This window comes from Pseudarthrobacter sulfonivorans (genome assembly GCF_024391045.1).
Taxonomy (GTDB): domain Bacteria; phylum Actinomycetota; class Actinomycetes; order Actinomycetales; family Micrococcaceae; genus Arthrobacter; species Arthrobacter sulfonivorans_B.
In genome coordinates this window covers 1-22,476 of record NZ_JANFCZ010000003.1, presented here as the reverse complement: position 1 = coordinate 22,476, position 22,476 = coordinate 1, and the positions used below count along the sequence as shown (strand labels likewise).

Sequence of the window (22,476 nt, the reverse complement as noted above, 5' to 3'; positions counted from 1 at the left end):
GGGCACATGGATGCCCACGTTCGGAGTTCAGGGCCAGGACGTCAGCGGGCACCAGCCCAATGTCGACTGGCAGCAGCAGTGGAACATGGGGTCCAGGTTCGCCTATGTCAAGGCCAGCGAAGGCAGCTACCTGACGAACGATCTATTCAGCTCGCAGTATCAGGGTTCCCGGAATGTCGGCATGTTCCGCGGTGCCTATCATTTCGCAATCCCCAACTGGTCTTCAGGATCCGAGCAGGCCCGCTACTTTGTTCAGAATGGTGGGGGCTGGACGGCCGACGGGTACACGCTCCCGCCAGTGCTCGATTTCGAGTTCAACCCCTACGCGGGGCGCACCGACATCCCAGGCTGGTGGCCGGGAAATACCTGCTATGACATGTCCCCGTCTCAGCTCAGTACCTGGGTCCGCGATTTCGGAAGCACAATGCAGTCTCTGACGGGCCGCCTTCCTGTCATCTACACCAACACGAGCTGGTGGAATCAGTGCCTCGGCAATCCTTCTGGATTCGGAGACTACCCGCTTTGGGTCGCGTCTTATCCTATGAATCCCTCGAACAATGCGGGCGCGGTTCCGACCGGCAGCTGGAGCAATTACAGCATCTGGCAGTACAGCAGCACCGGTCCGTTCGCGGGTGACTCAAACGTATGGAACGGTGACCTCGAGGGCCTCCGTCGTTTTGCCGGTGGAAGCCCTGCGCCCGAACCATCCGATAGTTCCCGCATAACGATCGCACCTGGCGACTTCAATGGTGACGGCCAGGCCGATCTTATAAGCCGCCGGCCGGACGGACAGTTGTGGTTCTACGCGGGGAATGGGGCCGGCGGATACTCACCTGGCCGGGTGATCGGTTCCGGATGGCAAATATATGATCGTGTCTTGGGTGTAGGAGACTACAACGGCGATGGGCGCAGCGATCTGGTCGCGAGAAAGATGGACGGCTCGCTATGGTTCTACGCCGGAACCGGAATCGTTAATTCCTCCAGCGAGGGGTACTCGCGGGCGGTCAAAATCGGGGACTACGGGTGGGACGCCTTCGATTCTGTATTGGGCGTGCGCGACTTCGACGGCGACGGAAAGGCAGACCTAGTCGCGCGCACACCTGATGGCAGCCTGTATCTGTACTCGGGAACGGGCACTGGCCAGACTGGAAGCGCCCGTAAAATCGACTTCGGCTGGCAGATCTTCGATCAGCTCGTCGCGTTCCAAGACTTCGACGGCGACGGAACCAATGATCTTGGTGGCCGCCGGCCGGACGGCTCCCTCTGGTTCTATTCCAATGCTGGTCGAGGTGTAATGGTCAATGGACGCCAGATCGGAACAGGCTGGCAAATCTATAGCGACATCGTCGGGACCGGAGACGTGAACGGCGACCGGATGGCTGACTTCGTGGCCAGCGACCCCACGGGCGCTGTCTTCTTATACGCTGGAACCGCCATGAAAGACCAGGGCTACGAGGCCGTCCGCAAGATCGGGGAATACGGCTGGGGCGCCTTCAACGCGCTTGTGTCGGTCCAGGACTTCAACGGGGATGGAAAGGGAGACCTACTCGCCCGCAAACCCGACGGGAGCCTGTGGTTCTACCCCGGCAATGGGATAGGAGCCTATGGAACTCCGAAAAAGATCGGTGACTACGGATGGGAGGCCTTCGACGCCTTCGCCGGAGTGGGCGACTTCAACGGCGACGGTAAGAACGACCTCGTTGCCAGGAAGCCGGACGGCACGCTATGGCTGTATCCGGGAACTGGACGCGTGGACTCGGTCAGCAACGGCTACGCTGGCGCAATAAAGATTGGCTTGGCCGGCTGGGACGCCTTCGACACGATCACCGGCGTCGGAGATCTCAACGGCGACGGTAAAAACGACCTCCTCGCCCGGAAGCCCAACGGATCTCTGTGGCTGTATAAAGGAACTGGAAAAGTCGATGCTATAAACAGCGGCTATCAGGGTGCTGTCAAGGTCGGTGACTATGGTTGGGACGCCTTCGACCAGCTCTTCGGCGCCGGCGACTTCAATGCGGACGGTAAGAACGACCTGATGGCCCGCATGCCCGACGGCACATTGTGGCTCTACCCCGGAGACGGCACTGGTACACCCGGGGCCACCGTGCGAATCGGAACCGGCTGGAACGTGTACGACCGGATCCTCAATGGCTGGAACCTCACCAGCGACGGCAACCCGGATCTGGTGGCACGGCGGCCGGACGGCTCCCTCTGGGCCTATTCAGGCACCGGCATGAAGCCCAGCGAAGGTTACCTTCCCCGCACCCTGGCAATAGTGCCCTGAGTCGCGGAGGTTCCCCGGACAGATGGTCCGGGGAACCTCCGTGGGGGCGACCCGGCGCAGGCGGCGGCGGGGACTGGCTTAGACTACTTAGAGCCATGACTTGAGGCAGACCCGTCAGCAGCACGGGCGCCGACCGCTATTCCCTGAGGAGCCCCCACCTTGAAGCACGCCATCGTGAGTTCACCGGACCGCCGCCCCGGTGGCAGATGGTTCTGGTGGCCGCTACTTGTCATTTTCGTGATGAGCTCCGGCTGGGCGCTGGCGTCCCCGCTCTCATCAGTCCCTGACGAGCCGGCTCACATTGTTAAGGCTGCTGCCGTGGTGCGCGGCGAACTTGTCGGTGCTCAGACAGGCGAGGGCGGGCCCCTCCTTGCAGTTCAGGTGCCCCGTTATATAGAGCACACCAACCAAATCACGTGCTTTGTGCGGAACCTCGCGGTAACACCGAAGTGCTCGCCAGCGATCCCCGGCGACCCGACCGAGATAGTGTCGGGCCTGACGACTGCAGGCCTGTACAACCCTGTCTACTACGCTGCCGTCGGGTGGCCCTCGCTGCTCACCAGCGGATTCAAAGCCGTCTACGGTATGCGGCTGGTGAGCGCACTGCTTACGAGTATCTTCTTAGCCTTCGCATTTTCAGCACTGTCCCGATTGCCTCGGTACAAGTGGGCAATTATTACCCTGGCCGCCAGTGTTACTCCCATGACACTTTTCCTCAACGGGTCCGTCAACCCGAACAGCCTCGAATACGGGACCACAGCAGCGATCGCGGCAAACCTGCTTCTCCTACTGAAGGGTTCCCTCCGAGGACGCTCCATTGTTGTGCCCGTGGCCGTTACAACAATCGCAGCAGCGCTGCTTGCCAACACCAAGGCCCTGTCACTGCTCTGGCTACTCGTCGTCGTTTTGGTCGTCGCCATCCTCGGCACAGCGGCCGAACTTAGGGCCCTGCTGCGGCGTCCGGCAGTTTGGGCAGGCGCTGTGGTGATCGGCGCATCGTGTGCCTATGCGCTTTGGTGGGTTGCCAGCCACAACAGTCTCGACAGCAAACCGTTCGACGGCGCCGGGCTGGGCTTTGATGCCGGCGCTGAGATCATGATCGACAGAACGTTCCTCTTCATGCAGGGCTACATTGGTCAATTCGGATGGCTCGAACTGGACGCACCCACCGGCGTCATGGCCCTGTGGACCGCGGTATTCTTCTCCGCGGCCCTCGCGGCAATCATCTACGGCCGCGGCCGCTACAGGGTCGGCACGATCTTCGCTTCTTCGGCTCTGCTTGTCCTCCCTATTTTGCTGCAGGCGGTTATCATCACCGAACAGGGAATGGTGTGGCAGGGACGTTACATTTTGGCGATTTTCATTCCATGCCTCATGGTCGCAGGAGTCACGCTGGACAATGCGCATCGCAGGCCGTGGCCCGCACCCGCCGTGCCCGTCCTCAACACCCTCGTTGTCCTGCTCGCGTTGTGCCAAGTCCTGACGTTCGTCTGGGTCCTGCGGCGCTATAGCACTGGGCTGGCCATGGACATTCGTTGGATTGACATGATCGGCAACCCGCAGTGGCAACCCCCGCTGGGGACCCTGCCCGTCGTTACGGTTTTTACCGCGGGCACATTGCTGGGCATGTTCCTGCTGCTGCGCCATGTTCGCTCCAACTCGGCAGCTGGAGCAGTGTTCTCAAAGGAAACCGACCAAATGGGACAAGAAGCCAACCCCCTGGGCCCGTCCGTTGCGGCCACGGGTCCCCACAACCCTGGTCCGGCACCCACAGCCGGCGCGAGCGAACGACTTGCGCCCGCAGGCCAGGCCAAGCCGTGAGGCGGACGGTTCGCCCTGAGGCGTCGGCGAAAGTAACCCGGGGGCTGCTGGGTAAGATCTTTGGCCACAGCGCCGTCCGTTACCTGATCGTAGGCGGGCTCTCGTTCGGTGTCGATTTTGGCCTCCTCGTTTTGCTGCACGAGGTTTTCCACTGGGAGGTCGGTATTGCCAGCGCCACGGCCTTCGTCAGCAGCCTGATCTTCAATTTCCTGGTGCAGCGGAAGTTCTCATTCGAATCCTCACATCGGACCCATGTCAGCATGATCCGATACGGAATACTGGTGGTCGCCAATACCCTGGCAACTGTGCTCATCGTGCAATTGCTGACGCCAACGATTCTGGGGTACATGGGCGGCAAAGTCATTTCCACAGCTGCCATGACCATCTGGAACTTCTACCTGTACCAGCATTGGGTCTTTGGAAGGAAATCGACCCACCAGAGCCCCCATGAGCACAAGCATCTGCTTCCTGAGGGCGACGACGCCCAGCACTACGCCCAGGAGACGGGCAAGCCCGCATCTACCGGGAAGGCAGAACGGACCAAGGCAGAGTCCGCCTAGAAGCGCGTGGGCCAATCACCCAGGCCTGGACGCAAGAATTTTGCTGCTCCCGGAAGTTGGACTGAGAGATCCGTTCAGACTCCCGTGGAGCAGCTCTTGAATACAAGTAGTGCGGATGCAACGACCTGCCGCCAGTTCAGGTTCGTCGGTACCGATGCACCGGCGGCAGCGAACCGGTACCGTCTTTCCAACGGCGTTCCGCTATAGACCGTTGCGTACGTATTCCACCAGCCGCTGTGAGGCGTCTGCCGGCGCAAATCCGGTCGCCTTGATCTTGTCCAAAGCAAGGACGCTGTTGAGCGGCCGGGGTGCCGCCGCCTTTCCCCGGAAATATTCTTCGGTGGAGACTCCGGTGACATCTCCGCGGGAGGCCCCCACCAGTTCAAAGACCTCAGCGGCAACGTCCGCCCACGACTGGGGCGCGCCGTCGTTGGTCAGGTTATAGGTGCCAAAAGGCGCCTTAACCTTCAGGAGGTGCTTGATGCCCGCGGCAAGGTCCTCGGCGAAGCTTAGCCGGCCCACCTGGTCATCAACGACCGTCGGGGTGACTCCTTTGGCCGCCAACACCGTCATAGTGCGCACAAAATTGCTGCCCTCCCCGATAACCCAGCTTGTACGGACGATGTAATGGCGGGGGACAACGCTGGCGACGGCGTCTCCCGCGGCCTTCGTTTGGCCGTAGACTCCCAAGGGCGCCGGTTTCTCGTCCTCACTGTAGCTCTTCAAGGTGCCGTCAAAAACGTAATCACTGGATATGTGCACCAGCACGATTCCGTAACGCACTGCAACTCTCGAAAGTTCTGTGACGGCAGCCACGTTGAGAGCCCAGGCCGCACCGCGCCCTTCGTCCGTTTCCGCTTCGTCTACCGCGGTGTAGGCAGCCGCGTTAATAATGACGGAGTACCGCCGCCAGTTTCGAGCGGCATACGATGCAGGATCGGCGACATCAAAGTCGCCGCGGTCCGCGAACTCCACATTCGTATCGCCGGCATACGCGGCCCGCAGGGCTTTGCCCAGCTGTCCACCGGCGCCCAGCACCAACGTGCGCCGCGGCGGCATGGGCACCACGTCTTTCAGCCGAGGGTGCGCCCTGTCCTTTTCTGAAAGTTCGGCCCGGTCCAGTGGAATTGGCCACGGAATTCGGACAGTCTCGTCAGCGAGGTTGAGGAATGTGTACTCCGCATCCGCGGACCAGTGATCGTTGACCAAGTAGACGTACGACGTGTTGTCCTCAAGGGTCTGGTACGAGTTGGCGACCCCGCGTGGAATGTAGATCGCTTTGCCAGCATCCAGCTCGGCGGTGAAGACCGCTCCGAAGGTGGGGCCTTCCCGCAGATCCACCCAGGCTCCGAAAATGCGTCCACAAGCCACCGAGACGAACTTGTCCCAAGGTTCCGCATGGATTCCCCGTGTGGTACCGGCTTTGTCATTGAAAGAGATGTTGTTCTGGACCGGCCCGAAATCGGGGAGGCCGGCGGCCAGCATTCTTTCGCGCTGCCAGTTCTCTTTGAACCAGCCGCGATTGTCTCCATGGACCGGCAGGTCGAAGAGGAGTACCCCCGGGATTGGGGTCTCCGTGACGGAGAGCTTTTTCTGGAACTCCATTCCTACTGGCCCTGCTCCTTGTACTTGGCTTCCGTGGCGGCCTTTTGGGGCCGCCACCAGTCCTCGTTGGCCCGATACCAATTGATGGTGTCCTCAATGCCTGCGTCGAAGTTCGAAAACTGCGGCTGCCAGCCGAGCTCGTCGCGGAGCTTCGTGGAGTCGATGGCGTAGCGCAGATCGTGACCGGGCCGGTCGACCACATGGTCGTATGCATCCGAGGGCTGGCCCATGTGCTTCAGGATGAGCTCGACGACGTCCTTGTTGTTCTTTTCGCCGTCGGCGCCGATCAGGTAGGTCTCCCCGATGATGCCCTTGTCGATGATCGCCAGGACGGCGGAGGAGTGATCATTGGCGTGGATCCAGTCCCGGACGTTTTCGCCCTTGCCGTAGAGCTTGGGCCGGATCCCGTCGATGACATTGGTGATTTGGCGCGGGATGAACTTCTCCACATGCTGGTACGGCCCGTAATTGTTCGAGCAGTTGCTGATGGTCGCCTGCAGACCGAACGAACGCACCCACGCCCGGACCAACAGGTCAGACCCGGCCTTCGTGGAGGAGTACGGGCTGGACGGGTTGTAGGGGGTGTCCTCGGTGAACCGCTCCGGGTCATCGAGGTCCAGGTCGCCGTAGACCTCGTCGGTGGAGATGTGGTGGAAGCGCTTGCCATGCTTCCGGGCCTCCTCGATGAGCGTGTAAGTCCCGATGATGTTGGTGTCCAGAAATGGCCGCGGGTCATGCAGGGAGTTGTCGTTGTGCGACTCCGCTGCGTAATGAACCACCACGTCGTGAGTGGCCACCAGATCATCGACCAGCGGCTGGTCGCAGATGTCCCCCTTGACGAACCGAAAGCGGTCGGCCGGAAGATGCTTGAGCGACTCAGCATTGCCCGCGTACGTCATCTTGTCGAGCACGGTCACGAAGTTGTCCGTGTGGGACATTATGTAGTGGACAAAATTGGAGCCGATAAAGCCGGCGCCGCCGGTAACTAGTAGTCGCTGCATAGTTTCAAAGGTTACCGGATTTGGCCGATGCAGGAGTTAGCAGAGAAGATGGCCTGTATGCGCGGAATCATTTTGGCCGGCGGTACCGGCTCGAGGCTCCATCCCATTACACTCGGCGTCAGCAAGCAGCTCATGCCGGTCTTCGACAAGCCCATGATCTATTACCCGCTGTCCACGCTGATTCTGGCAGGCATCCGCGACATCCTTATCATCACCACTCCCCACGACGCCGAACAATTCCAGCGCCTCCTGGGAGACGGCTCGCAATTTGGTGTGAACCTCAGCTATCTGCAGCAGCCCTCCCCCGATGGCCTCGCCCAAGCGTTCGTGCTCGGAGCCGAGCACATCGGGAATGAACCCGTGGCGCTGGTTCTCGGCGACAACATCTTTTATGGTCACGGCATGGGTACCCAGCTGCGCCGTTTCGAAAACATCGATGGCGGCGCTGTCTTTGGATATTGGGTGTCCGACCCGAAATCTTATGGTGTGGTCGAGTTCGATTCCAGCGGCAAAGCCATTTCCCTGGAGGAGAAACCTGCGAAGCCCAAGAGCCACTACGCCGTGCCCGGTCTCTACTTCTACGACAACGACGTCGTTGAGATCGCCCGGAACCTGAAACCGTCAGCTCGCGGTGAGCTGGAGATTACGGACGTCAACCGGACATACCTCGAACGCGAGAAGCTCCACGTTGAAATCCTTCCCCGCGGCACGGCATGGCTGGACACCGGAACGTTCAACGATCTGAACGACGCGTCCAACTTCGTCCGGACGACGGAAAACCGTCAGGGCCTGAAGATCGGCGCCCCTGAAGAGATCTCCTGGCGCCTTGGCTTCCTCAGCGACGACGAGCTCCGGGAACGTGCCGAACCGCTCATGAAGAGTGGTTACGGAAGCTACCTCCTTGGCCTGCTGGAAAACGGTCGTTGACCCAAGCGGCAGTGGCTCGAACATTGGAACGTGAAAGGGCGGACGACACTCACCCGGCTGAACGCCTGAAAGGCACAGGCCGACGTCGAACGTTCTGGTGGATTTTTTTGGTGCTGATGGGTCTTTCCGGCGCTTGGACCTTCGCGACCCCGTTGATGGGGGCGCCCGACGAGCCTGCACATGCCATCAAGGCGGCGGCTGTCGTACGTGGTGAACTGACCGGCCGTGAAATGCCCGACGGCGGTGCTTTCCAACTCGTCACGGTACCGGCAGGCATCGGCTACTACGACACGTTTGGCTGCTTCGCCCAGAAAAAAGACATTACTCCTTCCTGCGTCCCGCCTTTCAGCGGGGACAAGAGCTTACTGGTGGACGCCCGAACCTCCGCCGGCAACTACAACCCGCTCTACTACGCTGTCGTTGGGCTGCCGTCCCTGCTGAATAACGGCGCCGCCGCTGTGTACGGGATGCGCCTCGTCAGTGCCCTACTCAGCTGTTTGTTCCTCGCCTCTGCCTTTTCGGCGCTCTCGCGGTTACGCCGCAGGAAATGGGCCGTAGCAGCGACTGCCGCCGCGATGACACCCATGGTGCTTTTCCTTAATGGGACCGTGAATCCGAATTCCCTGGAGTACGCCACGTCTGCCGCTCTGTTGGCCAACCTTGTCTTGCTTCTGGAACGCTCCGCTGACCCCGGAGCCTACCGGCGTTACGTGCCCGTCATCACGGCGGCCGCCTGCGTGCTTGCCAACACGAAGGGTCTCTCCCTCCTCTGGCTGGCGCTTATGGCCACCACCGCGTGCATTCTGGGCACTTGGCCGCAGATCAAGGCATTGAGCCGCAACGCCTGGGTGTGGACCGGATCCGCGGCGATTGGTCTGTCATGCGCCTTCGCGCTGTACTGGATAACCCGGCATGACAGCCTTTCCAGCAATCCGTTCGAGGCTGCCGGATCGTCTCCGCTTACCGGAGCCGAGATCATGCTGGACCGGACGTTTGACTACGCCACCGGATATGTAGGGCAGTTTGGCTGGCTGGAAGTCCCTGCACCCATGGGCGCGTTTGTGCTCTGGCTGGGGCTCGGAACTTTGCTCGTGATGGCCGCCCTCGTACTGGCCAAAGGCCGCGCGCGGACCGCAACGATATTCCTGCTCGCCTCGTTACTGTTACTCCCGCCGCTCCTCCAAGCACAGGCCGTCGCTACAATCGGGATCATCTGGCAGGGCCGATACATCCTTGCCGTCTTCGTACCGCTGCTGATGGTCTGCGGCCTTGCTTTAGACCGAATGGATGCCCGCGGGTTCTCGTCGCAGGCCATGGCGATCCTCAATGCGACGGCGGTCCTCGTTGCGGTCCTCCAATTCTGGACCTTCGCGCACACGCTGAGGCGATATGTGACCGGGTGGGCAGTGGACCGCCGGTGGCTGGATATGGTTACTGCCCCGTCGTGGCAGCCCCCTGGCGGAACGCTGCTGTGCCTTGCCGGGTTCGCAGGGATCCTGATCCTGGCGCTCTGGCTGCTACGCCGTGCTGTCCGCGCGGAGCGGCGCGGGGCCGAGCCGGTGGCTTCTTCCGCCTGAGGGCGTTATATTACCGGTTTCCGGTGAAGCCGCCCAACCTCAGCGGACCGCGTAGATGTAAGCAGCCTTGCCCTGCCACTGGAGTTCAGAGTCCAAAGTCAGGCAGGGTGCCTCAAGCGGCCTGGAAGAGACGATCCGGTCCAGGTTCTGCCACGCGCCCTTGAGAGTGCAGGGATCGATACTCACCCCGACAGCGTCGAAGTCGTTTGTCTCGTACGACGTCGGCTGGCCGGGAGCCCAAGCGAAGAAGATGTAGCCACCCCCGCGGTTCCACTTGTTGGCGAATTCCGATGTGCGATCCAGCTTTTGCCAGGCCACGACGTCCGGGCCGGACCGCTGGAGCCCCGAGAGCGAAGGCATTCCGTTGGTCAGAAGGAGGGTGTTCAGCGACGGCGTATCCGCGGCCCAGAGTTTTCCCTCAGATCTTGCTGCAGGTGCTTGGGCAGCTATCGCCCGGGCGGTCTCCGATGCGCGCAGATCGCCCAGCCCCGCCAGCACCGGATTCGCCCGGGCCACTGGCAGCGCCGCCAGCACAATACAGAGAGCCAGTGGCCAAAGTCGCTGCGGATACTTCGTGATGGCGGCAACCACGACGGCGATTCCGACCGATACGACGAGTATGAGCGCGGGTGACAGCGACGGCAAATCCGACACCTTCAGCAGGGACGCCGCATAGCCTGTGGCCAGGCCGCATGTGGCACCGGCCACGAGGGGGACACGCCAGGACACAGGCGCCATCCACCGGCTGAGCAGGAGGCCAAGGAGGATAACCGCGAGCACGCCCACCACCTGACCTGCCCGCGGCGGTGTGACGAGATTGAGCAGCGGAAACTTTTGACTGACGGGTCCAAGGTCCACCGTAATCCAGACAATCCATAACGCAGACCACGTCCCGAACGTCCATTCGACGATGTTTTCCCTAAACGCAAACCGCCATTGTGCCGCCAGAACGATCACGAGGATCCAGACGAAGAAAACGGTGAACGACGATGACAATTCGCTAGCGTTGATGCCTACGGGATCACCGTATTGCAACGGCCCGAGGGCTGGCGCACCGAGAAGGCGGCCCAAGGGCTGTGGGTCTGACTCCACCCGCCGCGAGCCAGGATAGACCGTGTTTAGCAGCGCCTGGAGCCCTTCCCTGTTCTCAAGCAGGGTTCCAAAGCCAAACAGTGCAGCCGTACCGCCTGTGATAAGAGTGGATTTTAAACGGGGCGCCCAGCCGGCACGGCGAAACAGGATCCACAAAGTTGAGGCAATGAGGACTGGCAGTCCAAGCAGCAGCGACCACGGAGCATAAAAGGTGGGAAGGCCCGCTATCAAGATACCGCCGACAACGGCCTGCAATACCGGAGCGAGTCGCTGCCCCTTCGCGAAACGCTCAAACGCGGCAATCATCAGCACACAGCCACCCAGCGTGTAGGCGATCAGCGCTACCGGCATCAGCGACCACCACGCGCTTGACGGCGAAAGCACGATCAGTACCGCGGCGAGCCAGCCGAACCGGCGGGAGCGTCCGAGCTGGTGGAACCAGGTTGGCATGGCCAATAGCAGGATGAGCGACGGCAGCCACCAGTGCGCGGCGAAGAGCATCTGTTCTGGAATGACCGTGGCGGCACGGAGCATGGTCGAATCAAAAAAAACGAACTGCTCAAAGAAACCGTCGGTCGGAAACCGGTGCACGAGATCTGCCCGAGCGGCCAGCGGACTCAGGCTTGGGGCGCCGTGAGTGGCCAGGATGGAGATGACAATGGCCGAAAACGCGTGAATTTCATCCGACCGGATGGCGCGGGACGTGCCGAACTGCCATCCCAACGGGTTGGCCGGATCCTGCCGGAGTTCTGAAATACCGACGGACGACGTCGTGATCCCGAACAGAACGAAGACCACGAAGACCAGCAGCGTGATGAGGCGCAAGGCACGGTCATTGACACAAATCCACAGCTGGAATTTGCGGGCCGCCTCGTCAATAGGCGTGGAAAATCGCATTTTCAACTAAGTTCCTCCGTACGCTCCACACCATGCTGGGAGGCTTCTAGTCCTTGAAATCCTGGAGATCAATCAGTTCGGCGTTGTGACTGCCCTCTGGGCGTAGTAGACGTAGCGGTCGGTGCTGCCCGGCCCGAATCGCCAACAGTGGCCGCCAAAAACTCGATCTTACGCTCCAGCTCCTCCAGACGTACCCGGTTAATTGCGGCTTCCTCCGAGAGAGTGCGAGCTTCTTCCTCTAACACCGACACCTCCCATGACAGGTGCAATGCCACGCCTGTCAGGAAAATGATGCCCACGGCAAAGAGCAGGTTAGACGGGACCTGCACCCCTATGAGGGAAGTGACTCCACGCAGCATGCCCGGGATTGCAGTGAGGACAAGGCACCCAACGGCGACAAGCAGCCAGAGGAAGGCGTACTTTTCCCGTAGGCCCTTACCGCGGAGCAGGAATACGACGCTTCCCAAGACAAGCAGAGAGAAGATGAGAGCGGCAATGCTTTCCACGGTCAGTTATCGCTTTCGTGAGAGGAGCGGGCCTTGCCCCGGGTCATGGCAAATAACAGAGCAAGCATCGACCGGACCAGGTAAATTGCTGACTTCGCCGGGTTGTGGCTTGGCTGTCCCCCTTGGCGGGGCCGCATCTCAACCCCGGTCTGCGAGACAACGCAGCCTGAGCGGATCGCCACCACGAGCGAATCGATAGTGTCGCCCAGGTACTCGGCAGGATAGTGCTTCAGATACTGTGATATGGCGCGAGTGTTCGCGGCACGAAACCCGGATGTCACGTCAGTGAGCTCGGTCCCGGCGATCCGTGATATTACGACCGCCAGCAGTCGCATCGCCCATTTCCTAGGCCCGCTGACTGTGTACTCCCCCTTGTCCGCGAACCGGGCACCGATCGAAATATCAGAATGTTCAAGTCCGGCGACTACTGACGGGATGTCCTTAGGGTCGTGCTGCCCGTCAGCATCAACTTGGACGACGGCGTCATAACCCATTCGGTGGGCATATTTGAACCCAGCCCGCATTGCACCCCCGACTCCGAGGTTGAATGGCAATCGAAGCACGTGGGCTCCCGCGGCTTCCGCAAGTTCGGGGGTGCCGTCTTCCGATCCGTCGTCGACGACGAGAACGTCGTAGTTCCGTTCCAGTTCGATGACCTCACGGACAGTATTGCCAATACACTCGCGTTCGTTCCATGCCGGCATGATGACCAAAACTTTGGTCAAGGACGGAAAACTCATGTTGCTCCCAACTTCAGTCATAACGCTACATCACCCCCTGAAGGTGCCCGTCCGCAGGCTGTATTTTGGCATCCCTGCGTTTGCGTCGCACAGCCAACAGGCTCCAAACCAGCATTCCAACCACTGCCACGGCCCAGACCGGAATTCCAATGCGCCAACCTGGAGGCTCAAAGCTAACGGTGATAAGTTTTCCGTCCGAATTCGCAGGGATTTCCAGGCCTAACAGGTAACCTCCAACTGGCCGTTTCGAAAGTTCTGCCCCCTCGACGCTGTAGCCCGGCCATGGCAGCCGGCTAAGTGCTACATGGCCACCTCCTGCTGGCACTTCGTCCACCTTCAGGACTACCTGAGTGTCGCTCCTCGAAACTTCACTCACGCGCGTTCCGGATTGGCTCCAGGCCACGCCACCCGCCGGTCCGATGGGAACGTCCCGGCTCCACAAAAGAGTTTCCTCGGTTTCGTTGGCGACATGCCAACCGGTGGGCAAAGGAGGGATGCGGACTTCTTCATCACGGGAGACGTAGTTATTCGATGCCATGCCCACTTGGGGCTTGTCAAACGATTCCTTGAGAATTTGCACGTTATCTATCTGCAACTCGTCAACAAGCTTCAAGCCCGTCTCGGCTCTGGTCTCAAATAGCCTCTCCGCCAGCTCGGGGCACGTACCGCCTAAGTAGCGCAGACAAAGAAGATCATTGAAAGTTGAGAAGCCAACCAGTTGGTAGCGGTTCAAAACGCTGGCGTCGCTGAGGTACCAGGCATTAGCCATGAGGGTTTGTTCCCAGGTCGCCTTTTCCTGAGGATAGTCAAGTGCGTCGCCGACAACGAGTACGTCATTCTTTACACCGCTGAGCACGCCCTTATAGGTGGACACATCTGAGGGTTGGTTGGCAATCGACAGCGAGCTCTTGGGGGAAGTTCGATGCTGTAGGAGTGTCGTCCCTGTTGTTGCCAGCAGCGCGCCGATAGCAATCAGCGACATAGCGCTCAAGCCAGCCCTGTTCCAGCGGTGAGATTGCACCTCAGGATGGTTAAGGAGCCACCAGAGGGCGATCAACGCCGCGATTACAACCACTGCTGCAACGAAAATCGACGAAAACCGGGCGGGAACCTGCGCCCACCCGAGGTAGAACCCCAACATCACTAGTCCGACTGCAAAATACAGAGAGGGGCGCCCGATGTTGCTTCGCCGGGCCCGGGCAAGGGAGACGATCACGAGTAAAACTGCACCTGTGGCCACGTAAGGCATGAAGCGGGCGGGGTAGCGGAGAGGCCCGATGGTCGTCGGCAGCAGAACAAAAGCCACCGATGCCGTCAGAAAAAGGAAAAGGTCACGTAGTTCAGGGGCGATCTGCTTGAATCTGCTCCAGCTCACGAACGCGATGGCCGGGAGGAACCAGGCGATGTAGGCCGCAGGGCTTGTCGCAGCTGTTCCTGACCACCACCAGGACAGAAGCTGGGGGTACGCGGTAGCAATCGGCGCGATCAGCAGGCTGTTGAAGTCGATGCTCATGTAATCGTCGTTCCAGATGCCCGTTGTTCCACGAGTCGTAACAGCCGCAGTCAGGACGCCAGGCAGGAAGACAACCACTGCAACAAGAGCCATGGAAAGTCCGGTCAGCGCGATTCGGATGGCCGGACGCCATGCTTTGCGAATTAGAGTCTCGATGCCTACTGCGAGCAGGATGAACCCTATGGCCAGTGTGCCCGCAACGTATCCAACCGTCACTATCAGGTACCCGGTGATGAATGCCCAGAACGGGTTCCTCTTGCCTGCCATGAGCTGTCGGAGTTCGGCCCAGAAGAAGGGGAAGATGGCCCACACAAGTGCCCCTGTCACCCAGGACGGCGCATCGAAGTACATCGTAAAACCATTTAGTGGAACCGCAATACCGACGATGAACGCCCACTCCGGGGACAGCGAATAACTTCGCGCCAGAACAAAAGTTCCCATGCCAGCGGTTACCAACATGGCGATCTTGAGGACGGTTGTCAGCACGACAGTGTTCGGGCTGATGTAGGCAAGCAAGCCAAAAAGCATGACCAGTGGGTTCCAAGTGCCCCATTGCCCCTCGGCAATGTAATTGCCGCTGGACCAAACTGAAGGGTTCAGGACCGGAATTTTGCCTTGAATCAGGCTTTCTCCAAGGTGGTACCACACACCGTAGGCGCCATTCTCAGTGTCGTCCTGGAAATAGAATCGGCTGTAGAAAATCAGTGGGATAAGACTCAATACGACGACCGAACCAGCCGTCAACAATAGCCATTTCCTGTTGTTTGACGAGGACGGGAGGAAAGGCTGCAATTCGGGTTCCTTCAGTTTGGGCATGCGACCGCCGCAGGTTGGCTTGCGAGGGACAGACTCATATTACCTGAGCGAACTTTCTCAGCCCTCATGCCACTGACGGGCCTTGAGGTCCGGGCGGAAGGGGAACCGCCTGCGGCGTTGATGGGATGGGAGCCGCTAGAATCTCTTAGTATGACACTCCCTCAACCAGAGACTAGCTCGACGCCCCATCGCATATCCATCGTTATCCCCGTGTACCAAGGCGAGAAGACTCTGGTTGGAGTCGTCAACGAGCTCCTGCCATACCAACGAGTGTCAACCACGAAGGGCGGCCATGATTACCAAATCTCGGAAGTCCTTTTGGTCTTTGATCACGGCCCTGACAATTCAGCCGCCGTCATCCGCTCCCTCACGAGTTCTATCGACATAGTCCGAGGCGTCTGGCTCAGCCGGAACTTCGGGCAGCATGCCGCCACCCTAGCCGGCATGGCCTCGGCGGGAGGCGATTGGGTTGTAACCATGGACGAGGACGGGCAGCATGACCCGGCTGCCATCGAAGACCTGCTCGATACAGCCATGGCCGAGAATGCCGCGGTTACGTACGCCATGCCCAGCAACGCGGCACCTCACGGTTTCCTGCGGAACGTGGCCTCCAAAAGTGCCAAGCGAACCGTCCGTTTCTTGCTTTCAAGTGATGACGCCACGAGCTACCAGAGTTTCCGGCTGGTTACCGGTGAAGTCGCACGCTCAGTAGCTGCCTACGCAGGCCACGGCGTTTATCTTGACGTGGCTATGGGCTGGATAGCCGACAAAACTGCAACCTGCCCAGTAATGCTGCGTGAGGAGGGAGACCGCCGCTCGGGCTACCGCCTGCGTTCTCTACTCTCCCACTTCTGGCGGATGGTCATCTCGAGCGGGACGCGTGGGCTACGCCTGGTTAGCCTGGTCGGCGCCCTCTTCGCTCTTGCTGGCGTTGGACTCGCCATTTACTTCGTGATCGCATATATCACCGGCCACGGAGCCGGGCAGCAAGGCTGGACGTCAACAATGGTCGTCCTGTTGGTCAGTACCGGAGCCATCCTCTTTGCTTTGGGCGTCATCGCGGAGTACGTAGGCGTAAATGTTAATATGGCCATGGGAAAGCCCGCCTACCTGATTGTGAGTGACCCTGCCCTGGGTCCACTCGGCAAGACCATACCCGCCTCGCCGGCCAAGCTGCACTCCGGCCCGGTTACTGATGCAGGCTAGGTCCACGTGGGTGATCGGCGCCGGGGGCCTTCTCGGCAAAGGCGTCGTACGAGAACTCCAGGCGCGGGGTCTGCCGGTTCTGACAAGTAAGATTCCCTGGTCTGACTCCGATGGTGCGCTCAGGGCATTCCAAGCGGGCGCCAAGGCGCTTCGAGAGTCAGCGGCCTCAGGCCGTTGGACAATTGTCTGGTGCGCAGGCGCCGGAGTCACAGGCACTTCACCGGATGCCCTCTCGGCGGAACTTGCCATGTTTACGCAAGCACTTGAGGTCTTCCAGGCAACGCTCTGCGCCGATGGCGGGCAGAACGGCGCGATGTTCTTGGCCTCCTCCGCTGGCGCAGTCTACGCCGGCTCCAGTGGTCCTCCCTTCACCGAACGAAGTCCCGTCCAACCCCTTGCGCCATATGGTTTGGCTAAGCTCCGCGCCGAAGCTGCAGTGGCGGACTTCGGTCGGCGCACCGGGGTCCGCACGCTGATTGGCCGCGTCAGTAACCTTTACGGTCCAGGCCAGAACCTGAAGAAGCCCCAAGGCCTAATTTCGGTATTTGCGAAGGCCCATCTCACTGGAGCGCCTGTCTCGGTTTATGTCTCCCTCGACACCCTACGGGACTACCTATTTATCGACGACGCGAGCCGGCTCATTGCCGATGGATTGGATCGCCTTGAGCGTCCGGACATCGGCCCCGGTGAGACTGTGGTGAAAATTCTTGCCTCGCAGCGGGCCGACACCATCGGAAACCTAATAGGCGCTTGTCGTGCCATTTTCAAACGCCGCCCACTAATCGTGCTGGGCGCATCCCCTTTCGCCAAAGCACAGGCGCACGACCTTCGCATGAAATCCGTTGTATGGCCGGAACTCGACGCACATCCCGTCACACCACTGGCCGTGGGAATCAACACCACGGTGCAGGAGGTTCAGCGACTGGCCCTTGAGGGGCACCTCTGACCGATCGCTCACCACTACCCCATCACCGGTCCGGCGACCGCATTATGCCCGGCATGTCGCACTTCGGTAGTCTAGAGTGTGTCTTTGCCGGTTTATCGCCCCGAAATTCAGAGAGTAGGTGGGTCCCATGAAGCAGCCTGAAGCGCCTGACGAGGCTGTCAAGGGTATCCCGAGCGGCCCCCCCGGCCCCCTCTTGCGGATCATCAAGGACGAACGCGTGGCATTTATCCTTGTGGGCGGGGCCAACACGGCCTTCAGCACCGCCCTCTTCATTGTTATTGCCTGGCTGTACCCGGGATTGCCTTCGCCCGCCGTACTGAGCATCGCATTCGTCGTGTCCCTTGTCTCCGTATTTTTCGTGTACCGGAAGCTGGTGTTCCGAGTTGAGGGCCATTTTTGGCTGGACCTCGGAAGGTTTACTCTGGTCAATCTGACGATGTTCTTCACGAACATGGCGCTGCTGTTTGTGGCACACGAGGTGCTCGGGTACCCCCAGATTCCATCCCAAATCGCCATCACCTGCGTCACGGTAATAATCAACTACTTCGGCCACAAATATTTCTCCTTCCGTCGAAGCCCCGAACCCGTGACCCCCAAGAAGAAAGCCACTGAGGAAAGCACCCCATGAGCCCCAAAGTCTCGATCGTCATCCCGGCGTATAACAACGTCCAGTACATCGAGGAGACCCTGAACTCGGTGCTAAATCAGACATTTGATGACTACGAGGTGGTCATTGCCGACCACTCCTCGATCGACGGAACAGCTGACGTCATTGCCCGGTTTGCAGGCAATGCCAAGGTTCGGGTGCTGACTCCTACACCTGCCGGCGGCGGTGCTCAGGCCAACTGGAATCGCGTTAGCAAGGCGGCCACCGGTGAATACCTGAAGCTGGTTTGTGGTGATGACCTCATCTCACCAGATGCACTGGAACTTCAGGTCAAGGCCCTGGAAGATAACGTCGGTACCGTCATGGTGTCGTCTCACCGTGACTTGGTCGATGCCGACGGCAGGCTCTTCCTGAAAGGGCGCGGCCTGCAAGGTGTGAATGGCCGCATCTCCGGCCGCCAAGCCATTCGGGCAACTGTTCTTGCCGGCTCAAATATTTTTGGCGAACCTGCGTGCTCGCTGTTCAAGCGCGAAGTGCTGGCCCAAGAAGGCTGGTGGGATAACTCGCACCCCTATCTCATTGATGAAGCGACTCTGGTGCGTATCTGCCGGCACGGCGACTTCGTGGCGCTGAAGGAAACCCTTGCCTCCTTCAGGATCAGTGCCAGCCAATGGAGTGTTCGGCTCGCGCGTCAACAGTCCGACCAGGCAATCGCATTTCATAAGCAACTCCGCAACGATGACCCTTCGTTGCTAAGTCCGCTCGACGTGGCTGTTGGCAATGCAAAGGCCATCGCGATGTCATATGCTCGCCGACTTGCCTATGTCCGTCTGAACCGACGCATGGGTCATCAACACGCCGTGGAGAGCACCGTCTAACCTCATTTGGCTCATTTATTTGGCCAGGGATGCCACTGGGGATGCCCTATAGTTCGGCTGTGATGCCTGACGAATTTCTACGTAGCTCACTTGGTGACGACGTCCGGCGGTGTCTCCAGTACCCTGGTGCCAGCGAGGGAACGCCGGGAGTCCGCCCTTCCTTTGCACGTAGTGATTTTGAGCACTTAAATGAGCCGGGGTGATCTGCAGCTTCCTGCAGATCACCCCGGCTCACACGAGGCCGCCGCGGCTGCGGGGTCCATCGCCTCGCTCTGGTCAGAGGATAGCGGTCATCGGGTTCCAGCCGGAGCCCAGATCGATCCGTTTGAACCAGTCGCCGGTTCCGTTGTTCGGGTACAGCCACAACTCGCCGGTGCTGTCGCGGGCGATCACGTCCGGCAGTCCGTCGCTGTTCATGTCTCCCGGTGCAGTAATCGCGGTCATGGTGTTCCAGCCGCCGCCGAGGTCGACTCGTTTGAGCCACTCGTTCTTGCCGTTGCCGGGGTAGAGCCAGAACTCGCCGCTGCTGTCACGGGCCACGAGATCTACCTTTCCATCGTTGTTGAAGTCGCCTGGGGCGGCGATCGAGGTCATGATGTTCCACCCCGACCCAAGATCGACGCGTTTGAACCAGTCACCGGCGCCGTTGTTCGGATATAGCCAGAGCTCACCCGAGGAATCCCGTGCGATTAGGTCCGGCTTGCCGTCTCCATCGAAGTCCCCGGGACCGACAATGGAAGTCATCACGTTCCACCCGCCCCCGAGGTTTTGGCGAGTTGACCAGTCTCCGGTCCCGTTCCCCGGGTAGAGCCACAGTTCACCAGACTTATCCCGGGCGATCACGTCGGCTTTTCCGTCACCGTTAAAGTCCCCGGTGCTGACAATCGCGGACATCACATTCCACCCGGCTCCAAGGTCGATCCGCTTGAACCAGTCCCCGGTTCCTGTACCGGGATACAACCAGAGTTCCCCGGCGGCGTCCCGTGCGATAAGGTCCGTTTTCCCATCACCGTTGAAATCATTCAACCGTTTTGCAGCGGGCGGCGGGGTGGTACCAGCAGCGGACGTAAGCATCTGCACGTTGTCCACGTAGGCCGTGACGCCCGTGCCGGATACCGCAACCTGCATGCTGGCCGAGGCGACTGTGGACGAGGTCGGGGTGTAGGCGAAGTTCATCGATTCCACCCACCGGGCATTCTCCACTTTCTTCCACTGCCCCGAGATCCACGTGCCTGCCGAGTTGTACTCGTCGACGTAGAAGTTAACCTCGCCGGTGGTGATCGCCGCTACGTTGAGGAACGCCTTATACAAATAGCTTGTGGTCGATGAAACGGGGACCAGCGGTGAGAACAGGTGCACGGCCGTGGCACCACCGGAGACGAGCTTGATGGACTTCGCCGAGTCCGGGTAGCTGCCGTTGTTGCCGGAGTCGACCGTGACCGCCGTCGGGGCGTCCGTGCGCCAGCCGTCCCCGAGTCCGTTGTTGAACGTCGGATTAGGCATCAGGTTCGGCGTCCCTGTTACGAGGCCTTTGCTGATGTTGACGTTCTTGATCTGGCCGGCGTCCACCTTGGTCTTGACGTACGCGGCCAGCTGGTCGAGCTCGGCAGTGCCGTACTGGTAGTCGTCAGGGGTCTGGCTCGGGCTCGTCCTGATGTCGTGGAACGTGAAGATTGCCCAGGTCTTGTTCAATATCGCCTCGTCGACCTTCGCCTTTAGCGTGGCCACCGGAGTGGTCACCTCAACGGCTGGCGTATTGTGCAGCAGGAGGTCGCCGAGCGGCCAAGGGTTGTTGCCAACATCAGCGAAGCCGCGCATCGAGGTGTAGTACTTGGCCACCTCGGCGACCGTAGACATGTCGTAGTCGCCGTAAGGCGCAGCGAAGGCAGTCGCGTTGAAACCCTGCGCCGCCAGTGCGGCTTTGCTGTCAGCCAGTTCGGCGTCCACCTGTGCCGCCGTCAGCTTGGTCGCTTGGCAATCGTTGCCGACACTTACGAGGCACTGATGGTCAACCGTATGCGACGCGATTTCCCAGCCGTAGGTGTTCTGCAACTGCGTGATCTGGGCCCACGTCATGTAGGGGACATCGGTGTTGGCCCGGCAGGTGTTCGGCACCGTGGTCATGCCGACGCAGCCTGTGGCCACGTAGCTCGTACCGGTCAGCCCGTACTTCTGAAGTACGGGGGCCGCCGCCGTAATCGCGCTGGCCTGGGCGTCGTCGAATGTGAAGGACACGAGCGGCGCTGGTGCGGGGTTGTCCGTGACCGCGTTGGCCACTCCAGGCGTGAGCATTGCGGCGGCCATGGCCGCCAATGTCACCCCAATGGTCACTAGCTTGCTGCGCCCCCGCGCCAAGCTAGTTCTAGTTCCTGTCATGAGTTTCTCCGTTCTTTCGGATGACCGACGGCGCCGGGCGACACAGCCGAGTGGGGTGAGGGGAGTGCCACTACCTGAACCTCTGGCATGACCGGCTGGACTCCGACGACCCCTTTCTTCGATGCGCTGCAGCCGGGCGGCGACAACGTAGGGGGTGACGGTCCTCTGGTCCTGGTTAGGAGTGGAGGGTGCGTTCCATGCCGACTGGCGCAATTTGGAAGGTTCCAACCTGACGAGTTCCAGGTTCCCCAGATCACTTCAGACTCGGCGTATGGCCATGGGGAGTCCAAGATCCTGACCTGAACTGCTGTGACCCGCAACGGCTTGTGCATGCTCAAGTTGACAGCGAACCAGAGTCTGTTCCGCCGGACACCGCATATTCTGAAGGCGCCCAGAAGGGCTGGGCGTGATAATTCAGGGGTTGTCCCCACGATGTTCCCCCCAATCAACTGCCCTCGTGCGCTTCGCTGTGGACCAAGCTGCGGGTCGATCTTGGCTGAGCCGACTTTGGTAACCAGACTGACACTGTGACAAACGGCCTTCAAGCCGGGTAGCTACCCGAATGTGGCATCGATGGAAAAGACAGGTAGCTGGTCAATCGAAGGCACGTAGGAGAGATTCCTGCCCTGAGTACTCGCAAAGTGAATCAAGTAGTCAAGCTGACGGGCCTTACGGCCGGGCGCGTAGTGTGCAAAGAATACCTGTGGGGCCCAGCGACGGGTCGGCAGAGCCTACAGCGGTTCGCTGATATCGGGAACACAGCGCAGCTTTGCTGGCCCCCCGGATGGCACATTGCTTGCATGAGATCGGCCCACTTCCATAGTGGACCTGTCGCTTCTTAAGCACCGCGGACTCCTCCCCGGGATTTAGTGATGGTGTCTAGACGCACCAAGTCGCTCGGGAAGAAGCGCTGTAGGAAGCATGATGAAGAAATCATGGAGATTCTTGCTGCCTACGATCTGGCCGGATCGTTTGCGCGCCAAGGCGGAGCTCACAGGCTGCTCGCATAACACTGCTGCCAAGCACGTCGCGGCCCGCGACGCCGTGTTGACGCCAACCGAAAATAGGGCCATAACGTTAACTGAATATGAGGCCATTGACCTTTATGGAAGGTGATCACATTG

At 60.1% G+C, this 22,476-nt stretch carries 16 protein-coding genes; 9 read left to right on the top strand and 7 right to left on the bottom strand.

Annotation, left to right across the window (positions count from 1 at the left end; all coding sequences use genetic code 11):
• The first annotated feature begins 10 nt into the window (after positions 1–10).
• The 3 genes from NQJ30_RS02800 (at position 11) to NQJ30_RS02790 (ending at position 4,665) form a co-directional block, all read left to right on the top strand.
• Positions 11–2,284, top strand: a complete 2,274-nt coding sequence (locus NQJ30_RS02800; protein ID WP_255768214.1) for a GH25 family lysozyme — start codon at positions 11–13, stop codon at positions 2,282–2,284.
• A gap of 240 nt (positions 2,285–2,524) precedes the next feature.
• The gene (locus tag NQJ30_RS02795) at positions 2,525–4,105 is read left to right on the top strand and encodes a DUF2142 domain-containing protein (protein ID WP_255768404.1); all 1,581 of its coding nucleotides are present in this window, start codon (positions 2,525–2,527) and stop codon (positions 4,103–4,105) included.
• The gene (locus NQJ30_RS02790) at positions 4,102–4,665 is read left to right on the top strand and encodes a GtrA family protein (RefSeq protein ID WP_255768213.1); all 564 of its coding nucleotides are present in this window, start codon (positions 4,102–4,104) and stop codon (positions 4,663–4,665) included. Before NQJ30_RS02795 ends, NQJ30_RS02790 begins: the two co-directional genes overlap by 4 nt.
• A gap of 201 nt (positions 4,666–4,866) precedes the next feature.
• Here the strand turns inward: NQJ30_RS02790 and NQJ30_RS02785 are convergent, their stop codons facing one another.
• Together NQJ30_RS02785 and rfbB are read right to left on the bottom strand one after the other, a co-directional pair.
• On the bottom strand, positions 4,867–6,270 hold the full coding sequence (locus NQJ30_RS02785) for a sugar nucleotide-binding protein (RefSeq protein WP_255768212.1): 1,404 nt from the start codon (positions 6,268–6,270) through the stop codon (positions 4,867–4,869).
• A gap of 2 nt (positions 6,271–6,272) precedes the next feature.
• Positions 6,273–7,271 (bottom strand): dTDP-glucose 4,6-dehydratase, encoded by a 999-nt coding sequence (gene rfbB, locus NQJ30_RS02780; protein ID WP_255768211.1) that lies wholly within the window; start codon positions 7,269–7,271, stop codon positions 6,273–6,275.
• A gap of 57 nt (positions 7,272–7,328) precedes the next feature.
• Between rfbB and rfbA the strand changes: the two genes are divergently transcribed.
• Positions 7,329–8,198 carry a glucose-1-phosphate thymidylyltransferase RfbA gene (gene rfbA / locus NQJ30_RS02775; RefSeq protein WP_255768210.1) on the top strand — a complete coding sequence of 290 codons (870 nt, stop codon included), beginning with the start codon at positions 7,329–7,331 and terminating at the stop codon, positions 8,196–8,198.
• A gap of 116 nt (positions 8,199–8,314) precedes the next feature.
• Positions 8,315–9,775, top strand: coding sequence for a DUF2142 domain-containing protein (locus NQJ30_RS02770; protein WP_255768403.1), 1,461 nt, complete (start codon positions 8,315–8,317; stop codon positions 9,773–9,775).
• Positions 9,776–9,814: 39 nt separating this feature from the next.
• On the opposite strand, the gene NQJ30_RS02765 is transcribed toward NQJ30_RS02770, so the two are convergent.
• The 4 genes from NQJ30_RS02765 to NQJ30_RS02750 form a co-directional block, all read right to left on the bottom strand.
• Positions 9,815–11,764, bottom strand: coding sequence for a DUF7657 domain-containing protein (locus tag NQJ30_RS02765; protein WP_255768209.1), 1,950 nt, complete (start codon positions 11,762–11,764; stop codon positions 9,815–9,817).
• A gap of 68 nt (positions 11,765–11,832) precedes the next feature.
• On the bottom strand, positions 11,833–12,270 hold the full coding sequence (locus NQJ30_RS02760) for a DUF2304 domain-containing protein (protein ID WP_255768207.1): 438 nt from the start codon (positions 12,268–12,270) through the stop codon (positions 11,833–11,835).
• A 2-nt stretch (positions 12,271–12,272) separates the two neighbouring features.
• On the bottom strand, positions 12,273–12,974 hold the full coding sequence (locus NQJ30_RS02755; RefSeq protein WP_255768206.1) for a glycosyltransferase family 2 protein: 702 nt from the start codon (positions 12,972–12,974) through the stop codon (positions 12,273–12,275).
• A 61-nt stretch (positions 12,975–13,035) separates the two neighbouring features.
• Complete coding sequence (locus NQJ30_RS02750) at positions 13,036–15,339, bottom strand: hypothetical protein (protein ID WP_255768205.1); 2,304 nt, start codon at positions 15,337–15,339, stop codon at positions 13,036–13,038.
• A gap of 120 nt (positions 15,340–15,459) precedes the next feature.
• Between NQJ30_RS02750 and NQJ30_RS02745 the strand changes: the two genes are divergently transcribed.
• The 4 genes from NQJ30_RS02745 to NQJ30_RS02730 all read left to right on the top strand — a co-directional run bounded on the left by NQJ30_RS02745 (position 15,460) and on the right by NQJ30_RS02730 (position 18,976).
• Complete coding sequence (locus NQJ30_RS02745; RefSeq protein WP_308215146.1) at positions 15,460–16,545, top strand: glycosyltransferase; 1,086 nt, start codon at positions 15,460–15,462, stop codon at positions 16,543–16,545.
• On the top strand, positions 16,535–17,491 hold the full coding sequence (locus tag NQJ30_RS02740; RefSeq protein ID WP_255768203.1) for an NAD-dependent epimerase/dehydratase family protein: 957 nt from the start codon (positions 16,535–16,537) through the stop codon (positions 17,489–17,491). Before NQJ30_RS02745 ends, NQJ30_RS02740 begins: the two co-directional genes overlap by 11 nt.
• Positions 17,492–17,618: 127 nt before the next feature.
• Entirely contained in the window at positions 17,619–18,119 is a 501-nt protein-coding gene (locus NQJ30_RS02735; protein WP_255768202.1) for a GtrA family protein, read from the top strand.
• On the top strand, positions 18,116–18,976 hold the full coding sequence (locus NQJ30_RS02730) for a glycosyltransferase family 2 protein (RefSeq protein ID WP_255768201.1): 861 nt from the start codon (positions 18,116–18,118) through the stop codon (positions 18,974–18,976). Before NQJ30_RS02735 ends, NQJ30_RS02730 begins: the two co-directional genes overlap by 4 nt.
• A gap of 276 nt (positions 18,977–19,252) precedes the next feature.
• Here NQJ30_RS02730 and NQJ30_RS02725 read toward each other — a convergent pair whose 3' ends face one another.
• Positions 19,253–21,280 (bottom strand): FG-GAP-like repeat-containing protein, encoded by a 2,028-nt coding sequence (locus NQJ30_RS02725; protein ID WP_255768200.1) that lies wholly within the window; start codon positions 21,278–21,280, stop codon positions 19,253–19,255.
• Between the last annotated feature and the right edge of the window lie 1,196 nt (positions 21,281–22,476).

Coding starts and splice junctions, on each gene's coding strand:
- NQJ30_RS02800 (WP_255768214.1), top strand. CDS start 11: ATGCCCACGTTCGGAGTTCAGGGCCAGGACGTCAGCGGGCACCAGCCC.
- NQJ30_RS02795 (WP_255768404.1), top strand. CDS start 2,525: ATGAGCTCCGGCTGGGCGCTGGCGTCCCCGCTCTCATCAGTCCCTGAC.
- NQJ30_RS02785 (WP_255768212.1), bottom strand. CDS start 6,270: ATGGAGTTCCAGAAAAAGCTCTCCGTCACGGAGACCCCAATCCCGGGG.
- rfbB (WP_255768211.1), bottom strand. CDS start 7,271: ATGCAGCGACTACTAGTTACCGGCGGCGCCGGCTTTATCGGCTCCAAT.
- rfbA (WP_255768210.1), top strand. CDS start 7,329: ATGCGCGGAATCATTTTGGCCGGCGGTACCGGCTCGAGGCTCCATCCC.
- NQJ30_RS02770 (WP_255768403.1), top strand. CDS start 8,315: ATGGGTCTTTCCGGCGCTTGGACCTTCGCGACCCCGTTGATGGGGGCG.
- NQJ30_RS02765 (WP_255768209.1), bottom strand. CDS start 11,764: ATGCGATTTTCCACGCCTATTGACGAGGCGGCCCGCAAATTCCAGCTG.
- NQJ30_RS02755 (WP_255768206.1), bottom strand. CDS start 12,974: ATGCCGGCATGGAACGAACGCGAGTGTATTGGCAATACTGTCCGTGAG.
- NQJ30_RS02750 (WP_255768205.1), bottom strand. CDS start 15,339: ATGCCCAAACTGAAGGAACCCGAATTGCAGCCTTTCCTCCCGTCCTCG.
- NQJ30_RS02745 (WP_308215146.1), top strand. CDS start 15,460: ATGGGATGGGAGCCGCTAGAATCTCTTAGTATGACACTCCCTCAACCA.
- NQJ30_RS02740 (WP_255768203.1), top strand. CDS start 16,535: ATGCAGGCTAGGTCCACGTGGGTGATCGGCGCCGGGGGCCTTCTCGGC.
- NQJ30_RS02735 (WP_255768202.1), top strand. CDS start 17,619: ATGAAGCAGCCTGAAGCGCCTGACGAGGCTGTCAAGGGTATCCCGAGC.
- NQJ30_RS02730 (WP_255768201.1), top strand. CDS start 18,116: ATGAGCCCCAAAGTCTCGATCGTCATCCCGGCGTATAACAACGTCCAG.
- NQJ30_RS02725 (WP_255768200.1), bottom strand. CDS start 21,280: ATGGCCGCCGCAATGCTCACGCCTGGAGTGGCCAACGCGGTCACGGAC.